Origin of the sequence: Marinobacter iranensis, from assembly GCF_029207565.1 — a bacterium.
GTDB classification, from domain to species: domain Bacteria; phylum Pseudomonadota; class Gammaproteobacteria; order Pseudomonadales; family Oleiphilaceae; genus Marinobacter; species Marinobacter iranensis.
Map to the genome: position 1 here is coordinate 15,980 of NZ_JANCMW010000017.1, position 22,794 is coordinate 38,773.

Below are 22,794 nucleotides of genomic sequence, written 5' to 3' on the forward strand. Positions count from 1 at the left end.
GGATTATAAACGCCAGCCCGTTTTCGAAACAGTTACTTAAGTAATATTTTTCTCAACCCAGGCCGGAACGCCGGCAAGTGCATCCGCCAGCCTGGAGGGATCGTTACCGCCGCCCTGGGCCATATCGGGACGACCACCGCCCTTGCCATCAACCTGGGCTGCCAGATGCTTCATCAGATCGCCGGCCTTGATTTTACCTGTAGCCGACTTGGTCACGCCCGCCACCAGGGTCACTTTGCCGTCTTCAACACTGGCAAGTACCACAACGCCCTCACCCAACTTGTTCTTGAGCTGATCAGCGGTTTCCATCAGCGCCTTGCGATCCGCGCCTTCCATTTCAGAGGCCACCACTTTCAGGCCAGCCACTTCCACCGCAGACCCAGCCAGGTCGGTTCCGGCGGAGCTCGCCAGTTTCGCCTGGAGGGCACTGATGTCTTTCTCAAGCTGCCGGTTGCGATCCAGGGTTTGCTGAACTTTCTCCACCAACGATTCCCGGGAGCCTTTTACCAGCTTTGCTGCCTCGCGCAGCGTCTGCTCGGTTTCCTCCACCCACTCAAGTGCTCCAAAACCGGTCACAGCTTCAATGCGCCGGACGCCGGAGGAAATCCCGCTTTCCGACGTAATACGGAACAAACCAATATCTCCGGTACGCGCCACGTGGGTGCCACCACAGAGTTCCACGGAATAGGCATCGGAACCCATGCTCAGCACCCGAACGGTATCACCATACTTTTCACCAAACAGCGCAATGGCCCCCTTGGCCTGAGCCTGCTCCATGTCAGTAATTTCAGTTTCCACCGGGGTGTTATCCAGGACCTGCTCATTAACCTGACGCTCAATCTCCCGCAGCTGTTCCGGTGTAAGCGGTTCAAAATGGGAGAAATCGAATCGCAGCTTGTCCGGGTCCACCAGAGAGCCCTTCTGGGTAACGTGTTCGCCCAGGACATTGCGGAGCGCGGCGTGCATCAGGTGCGTTGCCGAATGGTTCTTCTTCGTCCGCTCGCGGCGGGCGTGGTCAATGCGCGCATCCACTTCCAGGCCGGGGAACAGCTCGCCTTCAATCACGGTACCGATATGAAGATGATTACTCCCCTCTTTCTGGGTGTCGGTTACCTTGAAGCGGCCACCACTCCAGGTCAGCAGGCCGGTATCGCCCACCTGGCCGCCAGACTCCGCATAAAATGGCGTGCGTTCAAGCACGACGACAGCTTCATCTCCGGCCTGGGCAGTCTTTTCTTCACCACCTACGATCACGTTGCGAATGGTTTCATGGCCGTCAATGTGCTCGTAACCGGTAAATTCCGTGGAACCCTCAATATCCAGGCCCGCGGCGTTGTAATCGATGCCGAACTTGCTGGCCGCACGGGCCCGCTCACGCTGGCGCTCCATGGCCTTTTCGTAGCCTTCGTAGTCCAGGGCCAGGCCACGTTCACGGGCGATGTCGTTGGTCAGGTCCACCGGGAACCCGTAGGTGTCGTACAAAGTAAAGATGGTTTCGCCCGGAATCTCGGAACCCTTGAGGCTGGCAATATCCTGCTCCAGCAGGCGCAGGCCCTTGTCGAGGGTCTTGGCGAACTGCTCTTCTTCCTGCAGCAACACCTTTTCGATCTGCTTGCGGCTGCTCACCAGTTGCGGGTAGGCGTCGCCCATCAATTCAACCAGGGCACCGGTCAGCTTGTAGAAGAAGGCCCGGGTTGCACCCAGTTTGTTGCCATGCCGCGCGGCCCGGCGGATGATCCGGCGCAGCACGAAGCCACGCCCTTCGTTGGACGGCATCACGCCATCGGCGATCAGAAAGGCGCAGGAGCGGATATGGTCCGCCACTACCCGCAGTGAAGCTTCGGTGGTGTCCACGCCACCGAGAATGTCGGAAGCAGCCTTCAGCAGGTCCTGCATCAGGTCGATTTCATAGTTGCTGTGCACGCCCTGCAGTACCGCCGTGATGCGCTCAAGCCCCATACCGGTATCCACCGACGGCTTGGGCAACGGCTGCATTTCACCATCCGCCTGGCGGTTGTACTGCATGAAAACCACGTTCCAGATTTCGATGTAGCGGTCACCGTCTTCTTCCGGGCTACCCGGAGGGCCACCGGCAACATCCGGGCCATGGTCATAGAAGATTTCGGTACAGGGGCCGCAGGGGCCGGTATCGCCCATCTGCCAGAAGTTGTCGGACGCGTAGGGCGCGCCCTTGTTGTCGCCGATGCGCACAATGCGGTCCGCGGGAACACCAATTTCCTGGTTCCAGATATCAAAGGCTTCGTCATCGGAGGCATAAACAGTGACCCAGAGCTTTTCCTTTGGCAGCTTCAGCCAGTCGTCGCCGGTCAGGAAGGTCCAGGCAAAATTGATGGCTTCACGCTTGAAGTAGTCGCCAAAGCTGAAGTTACCCAGCATCTCGAAGAAGGTATGGTGCCTTGCGGTGTAGCCCACGTTTTCCAGGTCATTGTGCTTGCCGCCCGCCCGCACGCATTTCTGCGACGTGGTCGCCCGGCTGTAGTCGCGCTCTTCACGGCCAAGGAACACGTCCTTGAACTGGTTCATTCCCGCGTTGGTAAACAGCAAAGTCGGGTCGTCCGCCGGCACCAGCGAACTGCTTGGCACAATGGTATGCCCCTGCTGTTTGAAGTAATCGAGAAACGCCTGTCGCAACTCTGCGGTTTTCATAGCCCTTTGATACCCTTCTATAAACCCGTGTGGGTCCACGTTTAAAGACACATACTTACATGCGCTTGCAAATCCGCTACTCTAGCACACGCCGAGAACATGAAAAACGTGAAACATCACAGGAGACGCCATGCCCCGCCGCTTTCATACCGCCGAGGAGTTGTTACCCCCCGCAGCGTTCATCAAGCGACTCATGGCCGTGATTTACGATTCACTGATCAGCATTGCCGTGCTGCTGGTGACCACCTGGGTATACACCCTCGTTGCGGGCTGGATAACCGGCTGGGACAGGTACGAGGAAATGGCGGAAGCCGGCACCCTGGAGGCGGACCCCTTACTCACCTTTGTGCTTTTCCTGGCGCTGTACCTGTTCTTCGGCTACTTCTGGACGAAAAACGGCCAGACACTGGGCATGCAGGTCTGGCGCATTCGTATTGAAAACCTCGACGGCACCTCCGTGTCCTGGACCCAGGCACTGAAACGCTACGTGGCCGCAGCGGCCATTCTGTTTGTTGCCCTGCTGGGTGCCTACTACCTGAACGCCGCTACCCTGTTTGTGACCATCCCGGCCATCCTGGCCCTGTTCTACCCGATCAATGGGCTGTCGCTGACAGATCGCGCTTCCGGAAGCATCGTCGCGTCCGTGCCGAAAGAGACAAAGAAATAGCTAACCGGCCCTCTTCATAAGCACGGCACCAACCACTGCATTGATCGCTATTGGCAGCACAATCGCCAGCACCGGATTGAAGCCGAATACCAGGCTCATGGGCCCCAGCAGGTCCTGCATGTACTTGAACAGCAGCCCCACAATCAGGCCGGTGAACACCCGGAACCCCATGGTAACCGACCGAAGTGGCCCGAAAACAAAGGAGATGGCCACCAACACCATGACCGCCGTACCCAATGGCATCAGCACCTTCTTCCAGAACGCCAGCCAGTAATTGGCGGCGTTCAGTCCCTGTTCGCCCAGATAGCTGGCGTAGGTATAAAGGCCGGAAATCGAAAGGTCTTCCGGTTTCACAATCAACACGCTGAGCACACTCGGCGACAGGCCGGTTTCCCAGCGCAGTACCCGGTGGGTCTCCTGCGTGATTTCCTCATCGCTTAGTCTGGTGGTGGCAACGTTCTCCAGCAGCCAGTGATCACCCTGATAGATCCCCCTTTCGGCAAAACTGGCGGACACCAGCCAGCGCTCGTCGTCAAACCGGAACAGCGACACACCGTGCAGGACACCATTGGGCTGGACGGCGTTCAGGTGCATGAATACATCGCCTTCCCGGTGCCAGATGCCGGATGCCGAAGCAATATTTTCCCCCGCGCCCTGGGCAACCGCCTTCTGGCTTTGGGCCATGCGCTCGGCAGGTGGCGCGATGTACTCACCGATAAGCACCCCAATGACAACCACCACCAGCGTCGGCTTCATGGCGGACCAGACGATACGCTTGAGGGATACGCCTGCCGCACGGATAACCGTCAGTTCCGAGGAGCTCGCCATGGCGCCCAAACCAACCAGGCACCCCATGAAGGCACCGAGCGGAAGGTAATCATAGATGCGACGCGGCAGGGTCATCAGTACGTATAGCAAGGCCTGCAACGTCTGGTAATCGTTTTCCGCGTCGTCCAGTTCGGCAATGAACGCAAATATCAGGTCCAGGGAGAGCACCACCAGCATCACCAGGAACATGGCGCCGCCCACGGTACTCATGACATAGCGGTCGATCTTACGCACCTTACCTCACCTCCCTGAGCAGGCGCCGGCGATAGAGCCAGGCAGGGCCGAACTGCAACCACAAGCCAAGGGCCAGGAATATGGCGTGAACCCAGAGCAGGCCAATCCATTCCGGAACCTTGCCGCTTTCAAGAGCGTCCCGAGCCACGATGAGCAGGCCAAGGTACGTGATGTAGACCAGCATCGCCGGCAGCAGGTGGAAAAAGCGCCCCTGGCGCGGGTTCACACGGCTCAGGCGCACAGCTAGCAGTGTAACGATCGGCACAATGAGCGGCAGGGTGAACCGCCAGTGCAGCATGGCGCGATGCTCTGGGTTATCTGACGCCATCAGTGCGGAAGTGGACAGGCCTTCCTCAAGTTCTTTTTCTCCGGCACTGCCACTGCGGATTTTCAGTCCGTAGGCGTCGAAACCGGTTACATCGTAATCCAGGCGGCCGGGAAGCCCCTCAAAACGAGCGCCCTCTTCAAGCACCAGGAACCGGCTACCCGTTTCATCATCCACAAACTGGGAACCTTCACGAGCCGTGATAATGGTCAGGCCTTCGCTGCCATGCTCGGCGATAAACACGCCCTCAAGCCTGCGCTTGTCCTCACTCAACCCTTCGGTATAGGTCACACGCTCCCCGGACGACAGTGACTGGAAGCGCCCGGGGGCCAGCATTTCAAATTCCGTTGCCTGGCGCTGCTCATTGAAAATCCCTTCCACCTGTTTCATGCCCCAGGGCGAGACATAAAGGCTCATGGCCGCCACCGTCAGCATCACCGGGATGCTGCCGACCAGTGTCTTGCCCAAGACCTGCTTGTCGCTGACACCGCAGGCAAACAGCACCGTCATTTCGCTTTCCAGGTACATGCGCCCGTATGCCAGCAGAATGCCGATGAAAAAGCCAAGCGGAAGGATCAACTCCAGGAAACCCGGAAAGCGGTAGGCCATAATCTGGAACAGCACGTCCCCGGCCAGCTCGCCGGCAGCCGCCTCCGCCAGGTATTTGATAAACCGGCCGCTCATGAACACCAGCAGCAGGATGCCGGAAACGGCAAGCATGCTGACAAGCACCTGGCGGGTAAGGTATCGGAAAACGATGCTCAAATCGGTCTCTCAGAGCCGGATGCGACCGGAGTCGATGGAAATCGGGATTCGCCGTATTCTAAGTAACCTTGGGGCCGAATGACAGACCACGGGTTTAACAAAGACGTTAACAACCTGTCAGCGCTTGATAATTTAACCCCGAACCCCAATGCTATAGGCATTCGGACAATAAACCCGAGGCCGGGCCTGTCCTCCATCAGAATAACCAACGGGAGTTGCCATGAATTTTACCCTGAGCAGTAAGCCCATTTCCGATACCAAAGCGGATTGCCTTGTTGTCGCCCTGCCGGAGAAAGGCGACTGGCCCGCCTCCACCACGCAGGCGAACGAAGCCCTGGGCGGACTGATCAAGACCCTGCAGAAAAACGGGGACGCCACCGGTAAAAATGCAACAACCCTGCTTGTCCCACTTGAAGGCCAGCCCTGGGCCCGCCTGCTGGTGGTTGGCACCGGCACCGACAAGGACCGCTCTCCCGCCAACTACCGCAAGGCCCTGATTGCCATGGCCGGGCAGATCAAGGACGGACCGTCCAAACACGTCCTGATAGCGCTGGGCGATACCCTGGTTACCGGCGACGACGCCACCAGCTCGGAAGCAGCACGCCTGAATCTGATCGGCCGCACCCTGGAAGAGCAGTTCTACCGTTTCAGCGAATTCAAGAGCGAGAAACCGTCAGACCGTAAATTGGGGAAAGTCACCCTTGCCGCCTCCTCTGCCGGCAAAGCTCTGAAAGACGCCTTCAACCTGGGCCTTGCCACCGGCCGCGGCATGAACTTCACCCGCGACCTGGGCAACACACCGCCGAACGTGTGTCATCCCACCTGGCTGGCGGAACAGGCCGAAAAGCTGGCGAAAGACAACGACGTCATCAAGACCGAAGTGCTTGATGAAAAGCAGATGAAAAAGCTGGGCATGCACAGCCTGCTGTCTGTATCCGCCGGCAGCGCCCAGCCCGCCAAGCTGATTGTTATGGAATACCGTGGCGGCAAAGCCAAAGACAAGCCCTACGTATTGGTGGGTAAAGGCATCACCTTCGACACCGGCGGCATCAGCCTCAAGCCCGGCGAAGGCATGGACGAAATGAAGTACGACATGGGCGGCGCCGCTGCCGTCTTCGGCGCCATGAAAACCATTGCCGAAACCAAGCCGAAGATCAACGTGGTTGCCGTCATCGCCGCTGCCGAGAACATGCCCAGTGGCACCGCAACACGCCCGGGCGACATTGTCACCTCCATGTCCGGCCAGACCATCGAAATCCTCAACACCGATGCCGAAGGCCGCCTGGTACTGTGCGACGCCCTTACCTACGTCAAGAAATTCGACCCTGAAGTGGTCGTCGACATGGCCACACTGACCGGCGCCTGCATTATCGCCCTGGGCAGCCACGCCACCGGCCTGCTTAGTAACAACGACGACCTGGCCAACGACCTGCTGGCCGCCGGTGAACGTGCCGGCGACCGCGCCTGGCGCCTGCCCCTATGGGACGAATACCAGAGCCAGCTCGACAGCAACTTCGCCGACATGCAGAACATCGGCGGCCGCCCGGCCGGCACCATCACTGCGGCCTGCTTCCTGTCCCGCTTCACCAAGGACTACCGCTGGGCCCACCTGGACATCGCCGGCACCGCCTGGAATTCCGGCAAGGCCAAAGGCTCCACCGGCCGCCCGGTACCCATGCTGGTCGACTACCTGATGTCCCATGCCGGAAAGTAACTCCAGCTCGCAAAACCCGGGCGCACAGGATGAAAGGAACCAGTCCTACTGGTTCCACATCCTCGCCCAGAACACCCCTGCCGCCCGCAACCTCCACACCGCCAAACTGGTGGACAAGGCGCGGCAGCAGGGCGACCGCGTGGGCATCGTCTGCGACACCATGCAACATGCCCAGGAACTGGACGACCTGCTCTGGAACTTCAGCCCCGACGCCTTCATCCCCCACAGCATCGTTCCCGACTCCGCCACTACCTGCACCGACCCGGTTGGTATATTGCTTTGCCCTCCGGTCGCCGAAGACTGGGATACGGTCATCATCCTCTCAGCCACGCTGCCGGCGGACGCGGACCGGTTTAAACGGCTGGCGCTGGTTGCCCATAATGATGAAACGGTTCTGACACAGGCACGATCTCACTTTAAGCAACTGCGTACGCTGGGGATTGAGCCTCGGGTTCATGATCAGAGGAAGCGGTGAAATTTTTTGCCTGATTTTAAGCCTTTTGTAGGACTGCTCGTTTGGCGGAGGAGCGGGGTGGTGGTTTGAATTTCAGGCGAGAAAAGGTGTCTGAGCGAAGCGAGTTCTTTTCCCGCCTGAAATTCAAACCACCCCCGTACCCCTCCCCCCATGGTTCGCCGAGAACCCAAGGAGCATGTATAATCGAGCGTCTCAATTTTCCCTTGTGAATCAACCAACGGTCACTGCAGAACCCCATGGAAAAAACCTACCAGCCAGAAAACATCGAGCGCCAGTGGTACGAAAACTGGGAATCCAAAGGGTACTTCCGTCCCTCAGGTGAGGGCGAATCCTTCAGCATCGCCATCCCACCGCCCAACGTCACCGGCAGCCTCCACATGGGCCACGCGTTCCAGCACACCATCATGGACACGCTCACCCGCTTCAAACGCATGCAGGGCCGCAACACCCTCTGGCAGGTAGGCAGCGACCACGCCGGCATCGCCACCCAGATGGTGGTGGAGCGCAAACTGGCGGCGGAGGAAGACAAAACCCGCTACGACCTGGGCCGGGAAGAATTCATCAAGCGCATCTGGGACTGGAAGGAACACTCCGGTGGCACCATCACCGGGCAGATGCGACGCCTGGGCAACTCCGTGGACTGGGACCACGAACGCTTCACCATGGACGACGGTTTCTACAAGGCGGTGCAGGAAGTGTTTATCCGCCTGTATGACGAAGGCCTGGTCTATCGCGGCAAGCGTCTGGTTAACTGGGACCCGAAACTGCACACCGCCATCTCCGATCTGGAAGTGGAGAACAAGGAAGAAAAGGGCTTTTTCTGGCACCTGCGTTATCCCCTGGCCAACGGCGAAAAGACACAGGACGGCAAGGACTACCTGGTGGTCGCTACCACACGACCGGAAACCATGCTGGGCGACACCGCCGTGGCCGCGCATCCGGACGATGAGCGCTACCAGCACCTGATTGGCAAGTTCGTCGACCTGCCCTTGGTAGGCCGCCGTATTCCCATTGTTGCCGACACCCACGCCGACCCTGAAAAAGGCAGCGGCTGCGTGAAAATAACCCCTGCCCATGACTTCAACGACTACGCCGTGGGCAAGCGCAACAACCTGGTGATGATCAACGTCATGACCCAGGATGCCTGCATCCGCGATATCGCCGAAGTGGTCAACGCCGACGGCACCGAGAATACAGACGTCGACGGCAGCCTGCCCGCCGCCTACGCGGGGCTCACCCGCGAAGACGCCCGCAAACAGATCGTGGCGGACATGGACGCTGAAGGCCTGATTGAGGAAGTGGAAGACCACGTACTGAGCGTACCCCGCGGCGACCGTTCCGGCCTGATCATCGAGCCGATGCTGACCGACCAATGGTTCGCTGACGCCAAGACCCTGGCCAAGCCCGCCATTGAGGCCGTGGAGGACGGCCGCATCCAGTTCGTGCCCAAACAGTACGAGAACATGTACTTTTCCTGGATGCGCGACATCCAGGACTGGTGCATTTCCCGGCAGCTCTGGTGGGGCCACCGCATTCCCGCCTGGTACGACACCGAGGGCAATATCTATGTTGGCCGCAGCGAGGAAGAAGTGCGCCAGAAACACAGCCTGGCCGCCGACCTGGAGCTCCATCAGGACGAAGACGTACTGGACACCTGGTTCAGCTCCGCCCTGTGGACTTTCGGCACCCTGGGCTGGCCGGAAATCACCGAGCGCCTGAAAACCTTCCACCCAACCGATGTGCTGGTGACCGGTTTTGACATCATCTTCTTCTGGGTTGCCCGGATGATCATGATGACCATGCACTTCATGAAGAACGAAGACGGCACCCCTCAGGTGCCCTTCAAGACCGTCTACGTTACCGGCCTGATTCGCGACGAGCACGGCGACAAGATGTCCAAGTCCAAGGGCAACGTGATTGACCCGCTGGACATGATTGACGGCATCGCCCTGGACGACCTGCTGGAAAAACGCACCGGCAACCTGATGCAGCCGAAGCTGGCCGAGAAGATTGGCAAGCGCACCAGGAAGGAATTCCCGGAAGGCATCACCGCCCACGGCACCGACGCCCTGCGTTTCACCCTGGCGGCCATGGCCACCACCGGCCGTGACATCAACTGGGACATGAAACGTCTGGAGGGCTACCGCAATTTCTGTAACAAGCTCTGGAACGCTGCCCGTTACGTGCTGATGAACACCGAAGGCGAGGATTGTGGCGTTAACGATGAGCCTGTGGCACTGTCCCTGGCGGACCGCTGGATCATCAGCGAACTGCAAAGCTGCGAGCAGGACGTGATCCGTCACCTGGACCAGTACCGTTTCGACCTGGCGGCCTACGCCCTCTACGAGTTTATCTGGAACGAATACTGCGACTGGTACCTGGAGCTGTCCAAGCCGGTACTGAACGACGACAACGCCAGCGCCGAAGCAAAACGCGGTACCCGCCGTACGCTGGTTCGTGTTCTCGAGGCGGTGCTGCGGCTTGCGCACCCGATCATGCCGTTCATTACCGAGGAAATCTGGCAGCGTATTGCGCCACTGGCCGGCAAGACCGGCGACAGCATCATGCTGCAACCCTTCCCCAAGCCGGACGAAAGCAAGCAGGACACCGCTGTTGCCGCCGATATCGAATGGCTGAAAGGTGTGATTGTTGCGGTACGGAACATCCGTGGCGAAATGAACATTTCCCCGGCAAAACACATTCCGGTCCTGCTGCGTGGCAAGGAATCGGAAGACAAGCGTCGGCTGGAAGAAAACCGCCAGTTCCTGTCGTCCCTGGCCCGGCTAGACAGTGTGGAGTGGTTCACCGACGGTGAAGCCCCCATGTCCGCCACCCAGCTCGTTGGCGAGATGGAAGTGCTGGTGCCCATGGCCGGCCTGATCGACAAGGATGCGGAGCTGAAGCGCCTGGACAAGGAACTGGAGCGATTGCAGAAAGAAGTGGGTCGACTGGAAGGCAAGCTCGGCAACGAAAAGTTCACCGCCAAGGCACCGGCAGAGGTGGTCGAGAAAGAGCAGGAAAAACTGCGCGATGCCCAGGGCAGCATGGGCCGGCTCAGCGAGCAGCGGGCTGCTATTGAGGCCATGTAGACCGTGAAAGGCGGAAACCACTCGCCCATCGGGGATGGCTGTATTGCCATTCTCGGGGCAGGCTCACTCGGCCAGCTCTGGGCGGGATACCTGCCTGCCGGCGACGTGGTATTCGTTCCACGCCATGCCCCCCCTACCAGCCAACATGCAGAAGCGCTGGCTTACAGGCTTCAGCAATCGGATGGATCTACCGTAACCATACGTGTTCCCTGGCTCCCCGCCAGAGATATACAGCCATCCGTATTGCTGGTGACTACCAAGGCCGGCGATACTCTCACCGCCTTGGAAAACCAGCTCCCCGACCTACCCTCAGACACCCCGGTTGTCCTGTTCCAGAATGGCATGGGCAGCCAGCAAGCCGTGGCTGAACGCTGGCCTGAAAGGCCGATACTTGCGGCCAGCACCACCGAAGGCGCCAATCGCCCTGAACCCGGCTACACGGTTCACGCCGGGAGAGGAGAAACCTGGGTTGGCGCGCTGACGGACAACGCCAGTCCACATCTGGAAACTGTGGTACAGGCCCTCAGGACCAGCGGGTTAACCATTCATGCAGAGCAGGACATCAAGCGGCGGCTCTGGGACAAACTGGTCGTCAATGCCGGCATCAATGCCTTCACAGCCATTCTCGATTGCCCCAACGGCGTCATCCTCACCGAGCCGTTCTACCTGGACCACATTGACGAACTCTGCGACGAAATTGTAGCGGTATTGCGTGCTGAAGGCAGTAACTCACCGACACCCGCTGCCATCCGCCAACGCATAGAGACGGTCGCCCGTGGTACCGCAGGCAACACCTCGTCGATGCGCAGCGACCGCCAGCAGGAGCGCACTACGGAAATCGACTTTATCAATGGTTATATATGCCGCCGTGGGCAGGCATTGGGCATCGAGGTACCGGTCAACCGGATGCTGACGGACCGGGTGAAAGAGCTGACTCGCTAACCGTCAGACCCTGAACGCTTCAACCAGACGCTGCAGTGAAGCCGTCAACTTTGACATCTCCCGGGACGAGGCCAGGGTCTCCTCGGCATTGTCTGCCGTTTTCTCACCCAGCACACTGATCTGCTCGACGTTGGCATTAACGTTCTTGGCCACGGCGGACTGCTCTTCCGCAGCCTGGGCAATCTGGTGGCTCATATCGACAATCGTCGAAATGCCCTGGGCGATCCGGTCCAACGCCTCCGTGACTTCGCCCGACTTCTTCACCGTGGTTTCGGTCACATCATGGCTATTGGTCATAGCCGCTACGGCTTCCTTCACGCCGCTTTGCAGCCGGGAGATCATGCCCTCGATTTCTTCCGTTGACTTGTGGGTACGCTGGGACAGGGAACGCACTTCGTCCGCCACCACCGCAAAGCCACGGCCCTGTTCACCCGCGCGTGCTGCTTCGATTGCGGCATTCAGGGCCAGGAGGTTGGTCTGCTCGGCAATGGCCTTGATCTCAACAAGGACCTGGCTGATGTTATCGCTATCGGTATTTACCCGGTTAATGACTTCAACCGCACCGGAAATCTCAGTAGCGAGGCGGTTGATGGTTGCAACCGTATCGGCGACCACTGCCCGGCCCTTCTCGGTGTCCGCTTCTGCGGCACCCGCACTGTCAGAAACCCGATGGGCGCTTTCGGTCACTTCATTAACCGCCTCCACCATCTGGTTCATGGCTTCGTTGATCTGGCCTGACTCCTCCATCTGCCGGGCAACCGCCTCGCTGTTTGCGGCAGCGGTGTCATTAACGCGGGTGGCCTGCTGGTCCACGTCAGAGGTTGTGCTACTGACAGAGCGGATCAACTCGGCAATCCGGTCCGTCATATTGTTGAATTCAGTGGTGAGCTCACCGAGTTCGTCCCGGTTATCCAGTTGGATATGGGCAGTCATATCACCGTCGGCCACCGTTCTCGCGGCTTTGCTGAAACGGTTGATCGCTGTGCGCACCGACATGAAAAAGCCGATATAGAGATAGACAACCACCAGCAGGACAACCACCAGCGCGGCAATTATCAACTGTCGTTGCTGCAGCTCGCCTTCCAGGCGTGAGTTCAGGTTTGCCCCCACCACATCAAAAATGCCGGCTTTCAGGTCATCGTAGTAAGCGAGCTGGCTTTCCACAGTGCTGTTGAACTCCTCCCAGGGCATCTCAAGACGCATGGGTGTAATAATATTGATATCCAGTTCATCCCGGACAACAATCAGGCTTTCGAGAATGCCTTCAACAGCACCACCAGCAGCCTGCTCCAGAGCCGGTGAAGCGTCCAGCGCTACGGTCAGGGCGGGCCCAAGTAATGACGTACGATTGGTGAGCCCATCGTAGATTTCGTTGAGGCCATCACTGAGGCTATAGCCCACCTGCCCCTCAAGAAGCGCAAAGATTCCGAACGACCGTGCCCTGCCAATGATGCCGCGGGCATCCGGCAGTGCTTCACGCACCAGCCCCAGGAGTAAGAGGTTCTCCCGCGATGCGTCCTGCCCCAGGCCGGAGATTTCAATTGTAGCGGACAGCATTGCCCGTACTTTCTGTACGAATTGCTGATAATACTTGAACTGCGGGTCGATATTGCCCTGGTAACTGTCGGTGGATTTGAGCGTTTGCCACTCTTCCCGTAACGCCGTTACCTGTTGTGACCAGTTGTCCGAGGCGTCAAAACGGGCCTCGGCGCTGACCAACTCCTCAAGAATCCGATCGATTGTTTCGGCCGCTTCATTGGATCTTGACAGCAACTCATTGTCATCCTTGGTCTTGCCGGGGGCACGAAAATCCCGGTACTCCATGGCCGCTACCAGCAACGTATCCACCTTCTCAAGCTGCTCCAGCCCCTCGACACCACGAGTCATGGTATCCACCGATCGATTCAGTTCACTGATAACCAACCAGGAAAGGGCAACGATAGGGAGCAGGAACAAAACGCTGATCAGGCTGAACTTGTAAAACATGGGCAGCCGGTTCATCAGTGCTACTGCAGGCTTGATAAGGTTATTCACAGGTACCCCCACAGAAGGCATCGAAAGGATGGAACTTTATTCTATTTGTTTATATTGTCGACTAAAGTACTACAAACTTGAGGGTTTTTCGGCGTGGAAATGTAAATTTTGTCAAAATCTAATAATTACATCACACCGGCAATCACCAGCAGGGCAAAGACACATATCCAGACCAGCATGCTTCGGTTCAGCAGATCCCGGATTGCGTCCAAACTGCGACCGCCGAAATCTGCCCACTCATCCGGGTGGATCCGTGAAAACCGTTCCGGGTCCAGGGCATACCCCGTCAGGGCGGCGCTTGCCGCTCCCATCAGTACCTGATCGGTTTTGAGGGCAACATCAAACAGAACACGCTTCCCCTCTTTCATCCAACCGGCAAGGTCGCCGGCCACGCCGAAAGTGAAGGACAGCAGCCGTGAAGGTAGCCAATTGACCACTTCCGCCAGCGCCGCGAATCCCGGCCGTGCTGCCGTCTGCGGCCAATGATCCCGCAGGGCAATGACACCTCTTGCAAAAAAGGCCGCCGCAATACCGCCAACCACAAACCAGAAGGCAATCAGGAAGAAGCGCTCAAAGAGGCTCACCATAAGCGTGCGGGACAACACTCGATGCATCTCGTCTGGCGATGCCGCTGTTCCCTGTTCGTCGGCAGGCAGGCTATCCCTGATGTGATGCCATGCCGCCTGCATGTCTCCCCGGGCCCAGGATTCACGGTAAACATCCAGGCGGGGCCGCCACCCCGGTGCGCCCATCAGCAGCACCATCAACAGGAACTCCAGCGGATAGGCCGCCATACGCCAGCCCAATACGTGCAGGTACCATTCACCGGCAGCCAGCAACAGCGCAGGCACGGTGATTATAATCAGGCCCTTCCAGGTCGCCGCCTCACTGCCTGCTCGCACGCTGCTTCCCGAATGAAAAACGGATCGCCACAACCGTTCGGAGGACCAGGCATTCGCCGCATCCAGCTTACGCCTGACCAGATAGGCTAGTAGAAAGACAACCAGTGCCATCAGCGCCTCACTCCCGTATCAGGCCCTGTGGCCAGTAGTTGCCGGTATCGGACCCAGTCGAATGCAGGGCCGGGGTCGGTTTTCCTGCCCGGGGCTATATCGCTATGACCGGTGATCCTGTCCGGGGTGATGGCCGGCCACGAGCGCATGATCAACCGTGACAGGTCAGCGAGTGTCTGATACTGGGCTTCGGTATACGGAATGTCATCCGCACCTTCCAGCTCAATACCGATCGAAAAGTCATTGCACTCCTCCTCACCCTGAAAACAGGACCGGCCTGCATGCCAGGCCCGGTCCAGCAGACTGACAAACTGGACGACCACCCCATCACGCCGTATCAGCAGGTGTGACGACACCTTCATCGTGGCAATGGCCTGGAAATAGGGATGCTCAGAGGGATCCAACTGGTTACAGAAGAAACGCTCGATGGCATCACCACCGAACTGTCCCGGTGGAAGGCTGATGTTGTGAACGACCAACAGTGAAACGTTGGCCTTTTCGGGGCGGGGGCCAAAGTTCGGAGACGGGCACCAGTGGGCATCACGTACCCGCCCGGTCACGCGCAGGCCGGTAGCGGCTTTTTCCGAAAGATCTATGGTGTTCGGGGAGATGATTGGTTCAGGCAAAGTGTTTCCAGCGGGCCGGCGGTAAACGCACCGGGTGCGTCCACCATTGTTACTTTAATGCCCCTGATTGAAGCACAAAGTCGCCGGTCTTGCTATACGATCAGTCCTTGCGGCTGCTACGGAGGTTGTCGATGATCGATTCCAGCGCCCGGTCGAAAATCAGGCCGTCGTCCAGCATGGTAATCTCGTCCGCGGCCAAAGCCATCGCCAGGTTTTCCCGGTGATATTCCGCCACCTTGGCACCACTCCGGTTAACGAAGATGTACTTGCCCGTAGCCTTGATAAACGCCGCCAGTTTACAACGGGTCTTGTTGCCATCACGAGTCAGTTCAATCCAGGAGCCGACACGCAGGCTATCGGCCCGCTCCAGCCACTGCGGTTCGATACAGGCATCCGCCGGCGTCTCTGTGACCGCTTCCTCGGCAGCGGGGGCTGCCGGCCCGGTTGTCGGTTCTGGGTCCGCAAGTGCCGGAGAGCGTGATGGAGAGGGAGCCGGCGCTTCGCTCATGGGCGGCGTCTCCGCTACTTCCGGTGCACTGGGCGTATTCTCCAGAGCTCCCTCCGGTGCCGCCGACAGTTCTGCCTTCGCCTGATCTTCAGCAGGTTCAACGGGTGCGGCACGGCGGGTGGTTGTGACCAGGCGCTGGAAAACATCCACGTGAGCCAGTTCAAGGTCCCGAATAGCCGCATCGGTAGCGAACGGATCCCAGGCAATTTCCTGCAATGCCGTTCTCAGCCCGTCCACGATACCGGGTATCGACCTGAGCAAATCGCTACGGGTGTTCTCACCGACAGGCCGGGGATCAACACTCCAGACCAGTTGCCTGGTAAGGTCGGACGCTTCCTGCCAACGTTCGCTGTCCTCGCCTTCGCGCAGCACGATCCACTGCAGGTACTTGGACCAGGCTTCGTTCAGCAGAGTTGCTACCTGGGGAGGCAGCTCACGCCCGGTTATCTGTTCATTCAGCAGGGTCTCGGTCGCCTTTGATGCCCTCTCCTGCTTGGCCCTGCCTTCTTCAGCATCGCGCAGGCGCTGTTCCACCAGTTCCCTGCGGCGACGATCCAGATCCATGAAGTGACCAAAGTCACTGAGTAATTCGCTGAAGATGTCCACATTGGTGGTGAACTCGTTCAGCACACGATCAACCACGGATTCAATTTTCTCCCGCAACGGATCACGCTGGCCAGTCTTCTTCTCTGTCCAGCCAATGGCGGACATGGCCAATTCATTCAGCAGCTTCCGCACCGGATGTCCGCCGCGGTTAAAGAAATTCTTGTCGCTCAGGGCAACCTTCAGCACCGGAATCTGCAGGCGCCCGATGACCGCTTTCATAACGGGGTGAAGCTGACGGTCTTCAAGGATGAAGTCGAACAGCATGGAAACCAGGTTGATCACATCGCTGTCTACCTGGCCTGCATGGTACTTCCGCCCGTTTTCCGAACGGAAAACTGACTGTAGCTGCTCCGAGAGGGGAACAACCTCACCCTCACCCCAATGAACAGACTGCGACTGGATTTCATGCAGCCGTGACATCAGGGCGCCAGTATCAAGTGTTCCGGCACCGCGGCTATGCACACCACCACTCCCGGATGCACTCTCCCCCTGGTGCAGAAGCGCACTGAGCTCGGAAAAAGTTGCCCGCACGTCATCAGAATCAGACGGTGCCGTCAGCGGCCCCGAGGAATCCGACTCCGGGTGGGCTGACAGCACACCGGTATTCCGGTTCTGTGCCGGCGCGGATTTTCCTGACGGAGCACGGCCGCCAACCGGAGGCCGGCGCATGTCCGGCAAGACACCTTCCGCAATCAGGGTTTTGTTGGCATCCTTGTAGAAATCACCCAGAACACCCACAAGCAAACGGTCAAACAGCTTTAAGACCACCAGCTTGGCGCGAATGTCGATTTCCAGGTCAGCACAGGCTTCCGCCACGCCGCCGCAGATAACCTCGGGGCTCAAGGGCATCTGGCTGTCTTCCAGCCTCACTGCCGGAACAAGATGGGCCACCCGCACATTCAGCAGGCGTATAACCTCGGCATGCTGGTTGCGCAGCTTGTTGATCAGATTGTCGATAGCAACCTGCTGCTCCAGGTCGGAATGATCCACCAGGGCCAGTGAATCCTGATCGACTTCGTCCAGGGTGCCGCTGCCACCACCCGGCCGGAACGAACCGATTTCGTTGAAGGCGCGGCTGACGTATTGCAGCACCGAGACCGTCATGTTCTTGCGACGCAATCTCAGTTCCCGCATGGCGTCAAAGTACGCGGTCTGGTCCTGGTTGGTTCCGGCCTTGTCCGCCAGTTCAAAGAGTGCGTCGTCCGCCTTGTCGAAAAATCCCGACAGGACCGATTTCAGTGACTGACCAGATACGTCACGCAGGCGTACCAGAGAGCCCGGCAGGGAGAACCTGTCCGGCAATTTCTGGCTCTTGAGACTTACAACCTTGTTATCCTGCGCCATTCGGCTGCTCCGGGTGGTAACTGGAGAAATGTGTTATTGCACATCTTAGGCCTTCCCCACGTCACCTTGTGTCAGAATTTGTCACCTTTTGTGTTTAAGTGATGGTCGTCACAGTTTAGCACTCTCGCCCTTTTAGTTGGCACTCACATCCTTACGCGTTTGGCGAATCCGGCCCCGGGCTATAGAATCATCTTCCCTGATCCGAACACGTTACCAAGCCGCCAACGAACAACCGGAAATACAGTCATGATTCCAGCCGAACTGCTTCGCCAGTCCCGCATCGAAACCGTCGCACAAAGCCTGCGCGAAGACATCGGAGACGGCGACATCACTGCCATGCTGATTCCGCAGGATCGTATCAGCCGCGGGCATGTGATCACCCGCGAAACCGCCACCATTGCCGGACGTGCCTGGGTCGAAGAGGTGTTCAGGCAGGTGGACCCGAGAGTAACCCTGCAGTGGCAGGTGCAGGACGGGGATGAAACTCACGCCGGCCAGGAACTGTTCACCATGGAAGGCCCCGCCCGTAGCCTGCTCACTGCGGAACGCTCAGCCCTGAACTGGCTGCAACTGTTGTCCGGCGTGGCAACCACTTGCACTGGCTACTCCCGCCGGGTAGCCCATACCGGCGTTCAGTTGCTCGACACCCGCAAAACCCTTCCGGGCCTGCGCCTGGCCCAGAAATATGCGGTTACCTGCGGCGGCTGCCACAACCATCGCATTGGCCTGTGGGATGCGTTCCTGATCAAGGAAAACCACATCGCCGCCTGCGGATCCATCGCGGAAGCCGTCAGGGAGGCCCGCCGCATTGCGCCCGGCCGGCCAGTGGAAGTGGAAACCGAGAACCCGGACGAACTGGACCAGGCCCTTGCAGCCGGGGCCGATATCATCATGCTGGACGAGTTTTCACTGGAGGACATGCGCCAGGCGGTTATCCGCACGGCAGGAGCGGCGAAACTGGAGGCGTCCGGTGGCATAAACAGCGAAACGCTGGTGCCGATCGCGGAGACCGGTGTCGACTATATGTCCATCGGCGCACTGACCAAGGATGTCAGGGCCGTGGATCTGTCCATGCGCCTCGACACAAGCGGCTGAATCATTCAGGAATCGGCTTACAGGCTCAGGGCTGACCGGATAGCAGCCGGTCCATTTCTTCCAACTCACGGATCAGGCCGGTGCCGGATTCTTCCCTGCCCCGGAAGTGCTCTTCCGCCATCGGTGCCATACCGGATACCCGTGGCAGGGGATACCCGCCCTCAATCAATACCTTCATACGGCGAACGAACACGAACTGAAGCCACTGGGTGAACGCCAGGGTGTCCACGGCGAACGGCTGAGCACTCTGCAACGCCTCTGGCGGTGGCGGCTCGCTTTCCCACGCATCGATTCGACGTAACTCAATCTCTATCTGAAGCAGGCTGTCCGCAACACGGGCGGTATGGTCGGACGGTCTTGCCATAATCATGGTTTACCTCTAATCAGCCAGCGGCTCCAGCTCAACGGTTTCCCCGTGAAGCACCCGGTACAGGTCTTCATACTGCCGTGTCAGCGGATGCTTCGGCGCCATATGGATCAGCGGCTGACGGTTCTGGTGGGACTCTTTCATCTTCACCGAACTGGACAGCCTCACCGGCAGCATCGGCAGCCCCTCATCAATTAACTCACGGACCAGCTTCTTGGGTAGGCTGGCCCTGGGCTGGAATTGGTTGGCAACGATGCCTTCCACTACCAGGTCTTCGTTATGGTCTTCCTGCAACTCCTGAATTTCATGGAGGATGCTGTAAAGCGCTTGCCGGGAAAAATCGTCGCAATCGAAGGGAATCAGGCAGCGCTGTGCCGCGATCAGCGCCGAACGGGTATAGAAATTGAGCGCCGGCGCGGTATCGATATAGATTTCGTCAAAGGACTCACCCAGTTTCTTGAGCGCTTCCCGTAGTTTGTAGATCTTGTGCTTGGCTTCCAGCTTGCGTTCCAGGAAATCCAGCTCCGGGCTGGAGGGCATGACAAACAGGTTGTCAAAGGGCGAGGCGTGAACAAACTCGTCAGCACGACGATTAAACACCGTAAACGCGACTGTCTGCTCCAGGTAGTCTGCAATTGTGTCCTTGAACTCCCCCGCCGGCTTGCCCAGCAGGTAATGGGTTGAATTACCCTGGGGATCAAGATCGACAACCAGCGTACGCTTACCCCTGGCGGCGCTGATAGCCGCCAGGTTACAGGTGATACTGGATTTACCAACGCCACCCTTCTGATTAAACACCACTCGTCTCATCTTGCTTCCCCTGACAGTTTCCCTGCGAACAGAACGCCCTACCAACCCAACACCGACTTGACGAAAGGTATCGTCAGCCGCCGCTGGGCACGCAATGAGTTTTCATCCAGGCGATCCAGGATCGCCAGTAAATCGGCCAGTTTCCGGGGCGCACGCTTTAAAATGAACGCAGCCACATCATCGCCAAGAACAAGACCTCGCTGTTCGGCCCTCGCCATCAGTATCCTGAGGCGGTCATCGTCGCGATTGATGCCTAACTGAATGGTGAGCCCATGACGAAGCCGGGACACCAGGTCCTGCAACCCGAAAGGCAGCGACCCTGGCAGCTCTGACAAGCTGACGATCATCAGGTTGCCGTGGTCGTTTACCCGATTGTACAGATGGAAGACGGCTTCTTCCCAGTCTTCCTGACCGGCGATGAGCTCCAGATCATCCACACAGATCACCGCCTGCGCCTCAAGGCCCGCGAGTGACTCCGGGCCGAAAGGTAATAGTTCCTCGATACTGACACAAACGGCGCTCTGTCCCTTTTGCTCTGCAAGATGACAGGCGGCCTGCAACAAATGACTTTTCCCCGTGTCGGCATCACCACAGATGACGATAACGGGCACCGCACCGGCCTGCTCGCAGGCTGACTTCAGCCGGGCCGCGGCATCGGCGTTTCTGTCACCGTGGAAATTATCGAATCGGGCATCATCCCGAAGCTTGACACCCAATACCAGCTGCGACGCACTCACTGTCTCTTTGTCCTCCAGGCCCTCAGGCTCCAGACACCGATGTAATGGGCGCCACTGAAAATGGCTGAAGCCGTTACCAACAGAATCCCCACTTCAACAACCCAGGGCTGCATCGGCAAGCCCGCCAGCAAAATGATGATCGCCAGAGCAACGAGAATCTGGATCAGGGTGTTGAATTTGCCGGGAAGGCTCGGCTGCATATCAAAGCGGCCGACACTGTAATGGTACACCAGCCCGCCACACACAATGAGGATATCCCGCCCCAACACCAGCCAGAACAGCCATGGGGGCAGCACTCCAGTCAGCACAAGCATCAGGTAGGCGGTAATCAGCAGGGCCTTGTCGGCCAGCGGGTCGGCAATGGCACCAAGGCGGGTCCGCCAGTTGAAATGGCGCGCCAGGAACCCGTCAAAGGCATCCGTTGCCGCGGCAACGAAAAATATAATCAGGGCAAAGCGGTATTCCTTGGCCATCAGGGCGGCGGCAAAAGGGGCAATCAGCAGAATGCGCACAAACGTCAGCGCATTGGGAATCCAGCGCCAGCGGTACGTCATGACACGACTCCCCTCTTCCCGAACACCGCGATATTATTCCCCGTTTTCCGATTCAATCACCGAGGCCGGCTGCCAGCGATAATGGAGGACCTGATAGAGAGACTCAAACGCCTGCTCGGATTCCTCCTGATCAACCAGCAAAGGCTGGTAGACAAACAACGGGTTCGCCGAAGCCGCCGCATTGTCCGCGCTGTCCTCTGCCAGGGCGATACCTCCCTCCGGCGCCTGCTGGACCGTTTGCTCCGCCGGCTGGCTGCCTGATTGATCATCCTCTTCGCGAGTGGGCATCCGGGAAACTTCGGCATCGGAAAGCGGAACCAGCCTTGGGTCCAGGGCAATATACTGCTTCAGTTGCTCCATTTCCCCGGAAAAGGCCACCCGAAGCGTCAGTTGGTCGTCCCTGGCCCTGGTGGCACCAGCCTCAACAACCGGAGACAGGTTCTTGAGCGCGCCATTCACATTGGCATAATCCTTCAGATTGGTCACCCCATGCACCACGATATCCACCTGAGGAGATTCGCCTACCTCGCTGCCAGCCACAGCGTACCGGTCCGCAAACATCTCAGCCCAGCGCCCGACGACAGCTGCCGCCAGTGCCTCCGGTGTATCAGCAGTGACTGATTGCTCCGCGCTATCCAGCCCCATACCATCGAACACCCAACCGGCACGCCACTGCGATCCTGACCGACTGACCCGTACCAGGGATATCAGGTCGTGCTCCATGTCTTCGGAGGTGGTGCGGACACTGGATGTGAACTGGCCCCAGATATCCGATAACAGTTCCCGGTCATCCCGGTATCCGGCCGGTGGCAGGCTGACCGGCAGGCCACGGTCAACCGCTGCGTCCTGAAAGACACGGCGCCACTCAGCCCCGGCACCATCATTTTCATTGGCACGATGGACAAGGGTACGGCGCCCGCCTTCCTCCACCGCGATCCAGGCCAGCGTCAGGGGGCGGTTGGCCCCCCAGACCGGCGCATCCGCCGAGGCCAGCGCACGGTTGACACCAACAGCTCCGAAGTTCATGCGCAGGCGATGGTTTCCCTGGTCAGAACGCAGGAACTGATACGACTGCAACAGCGACTCGGCATCGCCCAGCAGCTCCTCGACACCTTCACTGCGCAGTACCTCCCGGGTTCCGGAGACGCGCACGAATACACGGCTGAGGCCGTCTGCGTAGCCCTGCTCCAGATCCTGTGGCTGGGAACTCGCGACAGGCACTTCCACCGAGTAGAGGCCAGTGACGGTAACGGCGGCGGTTGGTGCCGCAATCAGCGCCAGAACACCGAATAACCGGAGTGACCGACGGATTATCTGCGCTGCCTGTATCGAGATTTTTCCTGAGTCTGGCATGAAACACCCTGCAATTCGTCTGAATGGCGCATAGGATACAC

General features: G+C 58.7%; 18 protein-coding genes. 6 read left to right on the forward strand and 12 right to left on the reverse strand.

Annotated features, from left to right (window positions below):
* Positions 1–36 precede the first annotated feature (36 nt).
* The gene (gene alaS / locus NLU14_RS19935) at positions 37–2,667 is read right to left on the reverse strand and encodes an alanine--tRNA ligase (protein ID WP_275709875.1); all 2,631 of its coding nucleotides are present in this window, start codon (positions 2,665–2,667) and stop codon (positions 37–39) included.
* 130 nt (positions 2,668–2,797) lie between these two features.
* Between alaS and NLU14_RS19940 the strand changes: the two genes are divergently transcribed.
* Positions 2,798–3,334 (forward strand): RDD family protein, encoded by a 537-nt coding sequence (locus NLU14_RS19940; protein ID WP_275709877.1) that lies wholly within the window; start codon positions 2,798–2,800, stop codon positions 3,332–3,334.
* Here the strand turns inward: NLU14_RS19940 and lptG are convergent, their stop codons facing one another.
* Together lptG and lptF are read right to left on the reverse strand one after the other, a co-directional pair.
* Positions 3,335–4,396, reverse strand: coding sequence for an LPS export ABC transporter permease LptG (gene lptG / locus NLU14_RS19945; protein WP_275709879.1), 1,062 nt, complete (start codon positions 4,394–4,396; stop codon positions 3,335–3,337).
* 1 nt (position 4,397) lies between these two features.
* On the reverse strand, positions 4,398–5,486 hold the full coding sequence (gene lptF / locus NLU14_RS19950; protein ID WP_275709881.1) for an LPS export ABC transporter permease LptF: 1,089 nt from the start codon (positions 5,484–5,486) through the stop codon (positions 4,398–4,400).
* 220 nt (positions 5,487–5,706) lie between these two features.
* On the opposite strand from lptF, the gene NLU14_RS19955 reads away from it, so the two are divergent.
* The 4 genes from NLU14_RS19955 (at position 5,707) to NLU14_RS19970 (ending at position 11,706) form a co-directional block, all read left to right on the forward strand.
* Entirely contained in the window at positions 5,707–7,200 is a 1,494-nt protein-coding gene (locus NLU14_RS19955; protein ID WP_275709883.1) for a leucyl aminopeptidase, read from the forward strand.
* On the forward strand, positions 7,187–7,675 hold the full coding sequence (locus tag NLU14_RS19960) for a DNA polymerase III subunit chi (RefSeq protein ID WP_275709886.1): 489 nt from the start codon (positions 7,187–7,189) through the stop codon (positions 7,673–7,675). Before NLU14_RS19955 ends, NLU14_RS19960 begins: the two co-directional genes overlap by 14 nt.
* A gap of 236 nt (positions 7,676–7,911) precedes the next feature.
* A complete protein-coding gene (locus NLU14_RS19965) occupies positions 7,912–10,764 on the forward strand; it encodes a valine--tRNA ligase (RefSeq protein ID WP_275709888.1) in 2,853 nt (950 codons plus the stop codon).
* A gap of 3 nt (positions 10,765–10,767) precedes the next feature.
* The gene (locus tag NLU14_RS19970; protein WP_275709890.1) at positions 10,768–11,706 is read left to right on the forward strand and encodes a ketopantoate reductase family protein; all 939 of its coding nucleotides are present in this window, start codon (positions 10,768–10,770) and stop codon (positions 11,704–11,706) included.
* Between the two features lie 3 nt (positions 11,707–11,709).
* On the opposite strand, the gene NLU14_RS19975 is transcribed toward NLU14_RS19970, so the two are convergent.
* The 4 genes from NLU14_RS19975 to NLU14_RS19990 all read right to left on the reverse strand — a co-directional run bounded on the left by NLU14_RS19975 (position 11,710) and on the right by NLU14_RS19990 (position 17,837).
* Positions 11,710–13,761 (reverse strand): methyl-accepting chemotaxis protein, encoded by a 2,052-nt coding sequence (locus tag NLU14_RS19975; RefSeq protein ID WP_420845085.1) that lies wholly within the window; start codon positions 13,759–13,761, stop codon positions 11,710–11,712.
* A 104-nt stretch (positions 13,762–13,865) separates the two neighbouring features.
* Entirely contained in the window at positions 13,866–14,753 is an 888-nt protein-coding gene (gene ampE, locus NLU14_RS19980; protein WP_275709894.1) for a regulatory signaling modulator protein AmpE, read from the reverse strand.
* Positions 14,753–15,319: a 1,6-anhydro-N-acetylmuramyl-L-alanine amidase AmpD gene (gene ampD / locus NLU14_RS19985; RefSeq protein ID WP_275710015.1), complete on the reverse strand. Its 567-nt coding sequence runs from the start codon at positions 15,317–15,319 to the stop codon at positions 14,753–14,755. The genes ampE and ampD overlap by 1 nt, the downstream gene beginning before the upstream one ends.
* Before the next feature lie 160 nt (positions 15,320–15,479).
* Positions 15,480–17,837 (reverse strand): DUF1631 domain-containing protein, encoded by a 2,358-nt coding sequence (locus tag NLU14_RS19990; protein WP_275709896.1) that lies wholly within the window; start codon positions 17,835–17,837, stop codon positions 15,480–15,482.
* Between the two features lie 246 nt (positions 17,838–18,083).
* Between NLU14_RS19990 and nadC the strand changes: the two genes are divergently transcribed.
* Positions 18,084–18,932, forward strand: a complete 849-nt coding sequence (gene nadC / locus NLU14_RS19995; protein ID WP_275709899.1) for a carboxylating nicotinate-nucleotide diphosphorylase — start codon at positions 18,084–18,086, stop codon at positions 18,930–18,932.
* A gap of 25 nt (positions 18,933–18,957) precedes the next feature.
* Here nadC and NLU14_RS20000 read toward each other — a convergent pair whose 3' ends face one another.
* Genes NLU14_RS20000 through NLU14_RS20020 form a run of 5 tightly spaced genes read right to left on the reverse strand, consistent with a single transcriptional unit; the run spans position 18,958 to position 22,753 of the window.
* The gene (locus NLU14_RS20000) at positions 18,958–19,296 is read right to left on the reverse strand and encodes a YqcC family protein (RefSeq protein ID WP_275709902.1); all 339 of its coding nucleotides are present in this window, start codon (positions 19,294–19,296) and stop codon (positions 18,958–18,960) included.
* A gap of 15 nt (positions 19,297–19,311) precedes the next feature.
* Positions 19,312–20,109, reverse strand: a complete 798-nt coding sequence (locus tag NLU14_RS20005) for a ParA family protein (RefSeq protein ID WP_275709904.1) — start codon at positions 20,107–20,109, stop codon at positions 19,312–19,314.
* 38 nt (positions 20,110–20,147) lie between these two features.
* A complete protein-coding gene (gene hda, locus NLU14_RS20010) occupies positions 20,148–20,846 on the reverse strand; it encodes a DnaA regulatory inactivator Hda (RefSeq protein ID WP_275709907.1) in 699 nt (232 codons plus the stop codon).
* Positions 20,843–21,400, reverse strand: coding sequence for a CDP-alcohol phosphatidyltransferase family protein (locus NLU14_RS20015; RefSeq protein ID WP_275709910.1), 558 nt, complete (start codon positions 21,398–21,400; stop codon positions 20,843–20,845). Before NLU14_RS20015 ends, hda begins: the two co-directional genes overlap by 4 nt.
* Positions 21,401–21,433: 33 nt before the next feature.
* Complete coding sequence (locus tag NLU14_RS20020) at positions 21,434–22,753, reverse strand: DUF2066 domain-containing protein (RefSeq protein ID WP_275709912.1); 1,320 nt, start codon at positions 22,751–22,753, stop codon at positions 21,434–21,436.
* Positions 22,754–22,794: the final 41 nt, after the last annotated feature.